Source organism: Gordonia sp. GONU (genome assembly GCF_024733855.1).
GTDB classification, from domain to species: Bacteria; Actinomycetota; Actinomycetes; order Mycobacteriales; family Mycobacteriaceae; genus Gordonia; species Gordonia amicalis.
In genome coordinates, this window is record NZ_JANRHB010000041.1 from 40,591 (window position 1) to 47,481 (window position 6,891).

At 68.4% G+C, this 6,891-nt stretch carries 7 protein-coding genes; 6 read left to right on the forward strand and 1 reads right to left on the reverse strand.

What is annotated here, in order from left to right; translation table 11 throughout:
• Positions 1-32: 32 nt before the first annotated feature.
• Positions 33-914 carry a YhjD/YihY/BrkB family envelope integrity protein gene (locus NWF34_RS22970; RefSeq protein ID WP_024499416.1) on the forward strand — a complete coding sequence of 294 codons (882 nt, stop codon included), beginning with the start codon at positions 33-35 and terminating at the stop codon, positions 912-914.
• A 55-nt stretch (positions 915-969) separates the two neighbouring features.
• Entirely contained in the window at positions 970-1,656 is a 687-nt protein-coding gene (locus NWF34_RS22975) for a CDP-alcohol phosphatidyltransferase family protein (protein ID WP_024499417.1), read from the forward strand.
• Here NWF34_RS22975 and NWF34_RS22980 read toward each other — a convergent pair.
• A complete protein-coding gene (locus NWF34_RS22980; protein ID WP_024499418.1) occupies positions 1,636-2,652 on the reverse strand; it encodes a hypothetical protein in 1,017 nt (338 codons plus the stop codon). The two genes, NWF34_RS22975 and NWF34_RS22980, sit on opposite strands and share 21 nt — an antisense overlap.
• Positions 2,653-2,746: 94 nt before the next feature.
• Here NWF34_RS22980 and NWF34_RS22985 point away from each other — a divergent pair, with 94 nt between their 5' ends.
• The 4 genes from NWF34_RS22985 (at position 2,747) to crtI (ending at position 6,683) form a co-directional block, all read left to right on the forward strand.
• Positions 2,747-3,361 carry a TetR/AcrR family transcriptional regulator gene (locus NWF34_RS22985; protein ID WP_024499419.1) on the forward strand — a complete coding sequence of 205 codons (615 nt, stop codon included), beginning with the start codon at positions 2,747-2,749 and terminating at the stop codon, positions 3,359-3,361.
• 154 nt (positions 3,362-3,515) lie between these two features.
• A complete protein-coding gene (idi, locus tag NWF34_RS22990) occupies positions 3,516-4,103 on the forward strand; it encodes an isopentenyl-diphosphate Delta-isomerase (RefSeq protein ID WP_024499420.1) in 588 nt (195 codons plus the stop codon).
• Between the two features lie 82 nt (positions 4,104-4,185).
• On the forward strand, positions 4,186-5,097 hold the full coding sequence (locus NWF34_RS22995) for a squalene/phytoene synthase family protein (protein WP_024499421.1): 912 nt from the start codon (positions 4,186-4,188) through the stop codon (positions 5,095-5,097).
• Positions 5,094-6,683, forward strand: coding sequence for a phytoene desaturase family protein (crtI, locus tag NWF34_RS23000; RefSeq protein ID WP_024499422.1), 1,590 nt, complete (start codon positions 5,094-5,096; stop codon positions 6,681-6,683). Before NWF34_RS22995 ends, crtI begins: the two co-directional genes overlap by 4 nt.
• Positions 6,684-6,891: the final 208 nt, after the last annotated feature.

Consider the following 6,891-nt stretch of genomic DNA (forward strand, 5'->3'; position numbering starts at 1 on the left):
AGTCGAGACCTTTTTCCGGTACACCGGACAGGGTGACCCTCAGTTCCTCTGCCCCGCCGGCGACTTGCGTGCCCGAGACGCGGTCGTTCGATGTGCGTGCGGTGGTGTCCGACACCCGGGCCGTCCTCGCCCGCGGCGACCTCGCTGCCGCCGCGGCGACACTGACCTACTACGCCGCGATCGCCGTGGTGCCGTGGGTGCTGCTGGGCATCTGGTCGACCACGTGGATTCGCGGGGCGTCGTCCGCGGAGAGCACGTGGCTGGGTCTCGACGTGCTCATCCCACCCGACATGGGCGCCCGAGGGGTCTTCGACGAGGCGGTTCTGATCGGCACCGGACTGTCCGTGCTGAGCGCTCTCGTACTCCTCTTCCCGGCATCGTTCTACGGGGAGGGCCTACGCCGGGCCTGCCTGACTTTCTATCCGAAACGGGATCGCTTCACCGGGTGGCGATCCCGGTTGTCGGTCCTCGCGCTGTTCGTCTTGGTCCCGCCGCTGGCGCACATCGCGGTCACGGTCGGCGGGTCGATCACGGGACTGGCGCCCGACGGCGGTGGCTCCGGAGGTTTCTGGGACCTCGCGACCCGTGTGGTCGTCGGATTCGTCACCGTCTGGCTGAGTCTCGCGGTGGCGTTGACGTGGGTGTACTGGAAGGTGACCCCAGGGCGTCCGAGCCTGGCGGTCGCCGGGGTCACCGCGCTCGTCACGGCGTCGTTCATCGCCGGATTCGCGCAGGGATTCCTGCTGTTCCTGTCCCTGCCGATCGACGTCGGTATCCCCTACGGCGGCCTGCGCGTCATCGGTGGAGTGGTGGCGGTCGGGCTCTGGCTCTACGTCCTGCACGTGCTGGTGATCGTCGGATGGGCTCTCGGGCACGCCCTCGACGGCGCTCGGGTCGACGACCGTGTCGGCTGAACCACGTCGCCTCGCCGGTGACCGACGGCGCGCACGTAGGTCGCACCGGGACACCGTGCTCGACGCGTGGTCGGAGCTGCACGGCGGAATCGATCCACGCGCATCGTTCTGGGTCGAACGGTGGGTTCTCCTCAGCAACGCGTGTGCGCGACCACTCGTGCGGTTGGGTGTCACGCCGAACGCGATCACCGTCTGCGGGGCCGCGGTCACCGCAATCGCGTTCGCGGTGACCTTTGCCGGACCCGAATGGTTCGCAGTGGCGGCTGTCCTCATCCTGGTGGCCGCCGTTCTCGACGGCGTCGACGGCGCCATCGCCGCCCAGACCGGTTCGGCGACGCAATGGGGCCGGGTTCTCGACACCATGGCCGATCGCTGGTCGGACATCTTCCTCGCGGGAATCGTCGTGATGGCCGGTGCGCCTCCGTGGCTGGGGGTGGTGATCGCGGTGCTGACCCTGTTCCTGGAGGGAACTCGGGCGACGGCCCAGGCGGCCGGGATGGCCGGCCCCGGAAGGGTCACGGTCTGGGAGCGGCCCTCGCGCGTCATCCTCGCCTTGGTTGCGACGGTCGCGGCCACCGTCGTGTGGCAGGTCGGTCTGTCCGACGGTGATGCCGACGCGCTGGCGGCGCTCATCGCCGGGGTCGGTGCGATCCTGGCGATGATCGGCCTTCTCCAGCTGTTCGTCGCGGTGTTCCGGCAGACCCGCGGCCGCCCGCCTGACTCAGACTCGTCGCTGGCGTAGGCCGGCGAGCGCGAGCAGGACTGCGCCGGCGGCGATCCAGCCGAGCAGGATCCACACCGGACCGGCGGTCGAGGCGTCGGGGAAGTAGGCGACCGACCGGGTGAGGGTGCCGCCCGCTCCGGTCGGCAGCCACTGGCCGAGCGTTCCCCACGGCGCGGGGAGCAGATACGGCGAGGAGGCGAGCCCGGAGAGCGGGTTGGAGATCAGCATCATCAGGATCGCCGCGACACCGACGCCGGGTGTCCCGAGGAGTGCGCCGGCGCCGGCGGCGAACCAGGAGATGGCGCCGATCAGAAGCGCCAGCGCCATGGCGACCGGCACCACGCGTCCGTCGATCACGCCCAGCCACGACCAGACCGCCGCGAAACCGAGTCCGGCGACCAGTGGGCCGATGAGGACGACGGTGGCCTGCATCCACACCCGCCCGGCGAGAGCGATCGCGGCCGATGCGCCGAGTGCGATACCCGCGATGAGCAGCGGGAGCAGACCGGCCGCGAATCCGGTGCCGCGGGCATCGGTGGACGGCGGAGCGACCACCGACTCGGTGGTGACCGGCAACGACTGCGCGGTGGCGATGCCCGTCCCGACCCCGGCCACGATCTGCGCCAGCGCCGGCGATCCCGCCTCGGACGTCAGGACGGTGACGCCCTGCGCGCCTACGGTGACGGCGCCGACGATGTCGCGGGTCTCGATCGCACGCCGGGCGGCGGCGGCGTCGGCGAACTGCTCGACGACGAAGGCGTCGTCTCCGGCCTGGGCGGCCAGCGCGGACTCGATGGCCTGTGCGGCGCGTGCCGGCGCGACCAGGCCGAGGGGGACGTCGTGCGGCTCGGGGTCCACCGCGAGGGAGACGAACATGGCGGCGATCGTGCTGACGACGATCGGTATGGCGAGGACGAGCACGGCAACAAGTCGCCAGGACGGTCCGTGAGGCGCGGGCTCCGACCTCTTCTCGGTGAGGGGCAGTTGATCTGACGGTTCGATGTACGTGGTCATCGCGACCTCCCAAAAAGAACGAACTCTCGTTTTAGAAGTATGCACCCCGGATGGATGATCAATCAAGAACGAAGATTCGTTTTATACTCGTCGAATGCCGAAGATCAGCGAGGAACGCAAGCTCGAGCGGAGCCGGCAGATCCTCGACGCCGCGCGCCGGTGCTTCGCCGAGAAGGGTTTCCATCGCGCGTCGATGTCCGACGTCATCCGGGAGTCGGGCCTGAGCGCCGGGGCGGTCTACTCGTACTACTCGTCGAAGGAGCAACTGATCGCCGCGGTCGCGCGGTCGGTCTTCCAGGCATACGAAGCGGGCCTCGGCGACCTCGCCGACGGTGACGGCGCTCCCGCCTCGCCCGAGAACGCCGTCCGGGTGCTCGCGGCGCACGTGATGGCCGAGATCGCACCGCTGACCGACGACTTCCGGATGGTGATGACCATCTGGGGTGAGGCGGCCAACAACCCCGAGCTGCGCGAGATCGTCCGCGAGATCGTCCTGGGGCTCCGCGCAGTTTTCGAGCGCGTCCTGATCAGGTGGCGCGACGCCGGCCACGAACTTCCTGGTGATCCGGCAGATCTGGCCTTGCCGATGGTGTCGGTGATGCAGGGCATCGTCGTGCAGCAGTCACTCGTCGGGGACGTCGACCTCGATGCCTATGTGGACACCTGGTGTGCGCTGATGCGTGCCGCCGGCTTCGGCGACCGGGACTGATCGGCCGGACCTGCCTACCATCGAGGCGAGTGCGCCGAGGCTCCGATCACCCGCCGGCCGGCCCGTGCCGACGGCCCATCCGATCGGAGCCTCGGTGCCGAACATCGGGTGAGCCTGTGCTCGCCCCCCGATCTCGACTTGTGATGAGGAACAGATGACCAACGACTCGGTGGTTCTCGCCGATGCCGACGGCCGACCGTGTGGTACCGCCGACCGCGAAGGCGTGCACGGCGTCGACACCCCGTTGCACTTCGCGTTCTCGTGCCACCTGGTCGACGGCAACCGGATCCTCATGACCCGTCGGGCCCTGTCCAAGCGCAGCTGGCCGGGAGTGTGGACCAATTCGTTCTGTGGCCATCCGCGTCCGGGCGAGTCCGTCGTCGACGCCGTGCACCGGTATGCGCAGCGTGAGCTCGGGATCGACGTCGACGAGGTGCGCTGCATCCTGCCCGACTTCCGGTACCGCGCCGTCGATGCGAGCGGCATCGTCGAGAACGAGATCTGCCCCGTGTTCGTCGCACGGCCGGTGGGATCGCTCGAGCCGAATCCGGATGAGGTCGCCGAGTACGCCTGGGCCGAGGTCCCGGATGTGTGGGACCTGGTGGCACGCACTCCCTGGGCGGTGAGCCCCTGGTTCGCCGACCAGGTGCGGCAGCTCCCGGGTCCCGATCCCCACGGGTTCGTCGACGGCGCGCTTGTGGATTCGACCCATCCGATCACGGCACGGGCGTCGAATCCATGATGTCGGGACCAGCGGACACGGCATACCCGCCGTCGTCGGCCCGTCGTTCACATTCCCATCGTCACACCGCAGGAGCCGTCGGATGATGCATCTACCCGGTCATACCGAAGTGGTCCCGCCACATCGTCGGTACGACGCCGTCGCCGAGGCGAGTGCGGCGCTGGTGATCAGGTCGTACTCGAGCTCGTTCGGACTCGCCTCCCGCCTGCTCACCCCCGCGATCCGCCGCGACGTGCGCAACATCTACGCGCTCGTCCGCGTCGCCGACGAGATCGTCGACGCACCGCGGCCCGAGCAGGGTCTGGTGGACCGGCGCAACGAACTCGACCAGCTCGAGGAACAGACCGCCGCGGCGATGATCACCGGGTCGAGCAGCAACCTGGTCGTGCACGCCTTCGCGCGGACCGCGCGCCGCGTCGGGATCGACCTGGACCTCGTGACGCCGTTCTTCTCGTCCATGCGTGCGGATCTCACGCAGATCGAGCATGACTTCGAGAGCCTCGCCGCCTACATCTACGGCTCCGCCGAGGTCGTCGGACTGATGTGCCTGCGGGCGTTCCTGGCCCAGGAGCCCAAGTCCGAGGCCCGCTACAAGCACCTCGCGCCCGGTGCGCGTCGTCTCGGAGCCGCGTTCCAGAAGATCAACTTCCTACGCGACTTCGGAGAGGACAGTGACGGACTGGGTCGCCGATACCTCGTCGGCCTGGACCCCGATCGCCCCGATGACGGGGCTTGGTCGCTGTGGCTCGACGACATCGATCTCGATCTCACCGCCGCCGCGGCGGCGATCCCGTACCTTCCGGCGAACAGCCGGGTCGCCGTCTGCACCGCACACGACCTCTTCGCCGAACTGACCGCACGCCTACGGGAGTCCTCGGCCGCCGAGGCCAGGAGGCAACGCGTCCGAGTTCCCAACGCCGGCAAGGCGAAGATCGCGGCCGCCGCCGTCGCCCGCCGCGGTATGCCGCGCACACCGAGGGGATTGACCTCATGACCGCACGCAAACGAATCGTCGTCATCGGTGGCGGTGTCGCCGGACTGGCCACCGCCGCACTGCTCGCCCACGACGGGCACGACGTCGAGGTGATCGAGAAGAACGACGACCTCGGTGGACGCGCCGGGCTGTGGAGCGCCGACGGGTTCCGGTTCGACACCGGGCCGTCGTGGTGGCTGATGCCGGAGGTCTTCGACCATTACTTCCAGATGCTCGGTACCTCGACCGAGGAACAGCTCGACCTCGTCCGGCTCGACCCGGGGTACCGAGTCTTCTTCGGGGACAACGACTCCGACGAACCACCGATCGACATCTTCGGCGACTTCGAGCGCAATCGCGAGGTGTTCGAGCAGATCGAACCGGGTGCCGGAGCCGCTCTCGAGTCCTACCTCCGGACCGCGCGACAGGCATATGACCTCGCCGTCGAACGGTTCCTGTACACCAGCTTCGACTCCGTACGCGCGTTCCTGAGCCTGCCGGTATTGCGGCATGCGCCGACCCTCGTGTCACTGCTGACCCGCTCGTTGCAGTCCTTCATCTCCGCGCGCTTCAGCGATCGGCGCCTGCAGCAGGTGCTCGGGTACCCGGCGGTGTTCCTCGGTTCGTCGCCGGAGCGGACACCGTCGATGTACCACCTGATGAGCTGGCTCGATCTCGCCGACGGAGTCCGATATCCGCAGGGCGGCTTCACGACTCTCGTCGACGCACTCGAACGCGTCGCACGCGAACGCGGCGTGGTGATCCACACCGGTACGGCGGCGACCGCCGTGCTGACGCGGAAGCGACCAGGTCGTCTACGTCGGCGCCGCGCCGAGGTCGTCGGGGTTCGCGTGCAGGGAGCTGACGGTTCCCCGCGAGATGTGCTCGCCGACATCGTGGTCGGTGCGGCCGACCTGCACCACCTCGAGACGAAGCTGCTCCCCGACGACCTGCAGACCTTCCCGCAGCGGTACTGGGAGCGGGCGACCTCGGGGCCGGGTGCGGTGCTGGCCTATCTCGGCGTGAGCGGTGAGCTGCCCGAACTGGCCCACCACTCGCTGTTCTTCACCGAGGACTGGAAGACCAACTTCGACGCCATCTTCGAAACACCCACGCGGGTACCCGATCCCGCATCGCTGTACGTGTGCAAGCCGTCGGCGACCGACGAGTCGGTTGCCCCCGACGGTCACGAGAACGTCTTCATCCTCGTCCCGGTCCCGCCCGATCCGGGTCTGGGACACGGTGGGGTCAACGGTGGCGGCGACCCCGACATCGAGAAGGTCGCCGACCGTGCCATCGCGATGATCGGACAGTGGTCCGGTGTCCCCGACCTCGCCGACCGCATCGTCGTCCGGCGCACCGTCGGTCCCGCGGACTTCGTCGACAACGTGAACTCGTGGTGCGGTGGAGCTCTGGGGCCGGCACACACTTTGCGCCAGAGCGCATTCCTGCGTTCGACGAACCGCTCACGCAAGGTCGAGGGGTTGTACTACGCAGGATCGAGCACCCGGCCGGGCATCGGCCTGCCGATGTGCCTGATCAGTGCCGAACTGATCCGCAAGCGGCTCAACGGAGATCACTCCGTAGGGCCCACGCCGACGCGCTGACCCCTGCCGTCTGAGGTGTGCGGAGCGCAAGCCGCCGGGCTGAGTAGCGACGAAGGAGCGTATCGAAGTCGACGGCCCCCTGCCGCTTGAGCCTGGATGCACCGATTTGGGGTGAGGTTTCTGGTGTTTGATGGGGTGTTGAGAAGCGAGATGCCTTGCTGCAGTGCAAGAATGGGACTTGTCTAAGGAACACATTCAGGCACGAAGA

Coding starts and splice junctions, on each gene's coding strand:
- NWF34_RS22980 (WP_024499418.1), bottom strand. CDS start 2,652: ATGACCACGTACATCGAACCGTCAGATCAACTGCCCCTCACCGAGAAG.
- NWF34_RS22985 (WP_024499419.1), top strand. CDS start 2,747: ATGCCGAAGATCAGCGAGGAACGCAAGCTCGAGCGGAGCCGGCAGATC.
- idi (WP_024499420.1), top strand. CDS start 3,516: ATGACCAACGACTCGGTGGTTCTCGCCGATGCCGACGGCCGACCGTGT.
- NWF34_RS22995 (WP_024499421.1), top strand. CDS start 4,186: ATGATGCATCTACCCGGTCATACCGAAGTGGTCCCGCCACATCGTCGG.
- crtI (WP_024499422.1), top strand. CDS start 5,094: ATGACCGCACGCAAACGAATCGTCGTCATCGGTGGCGGTGTCGCCGGA.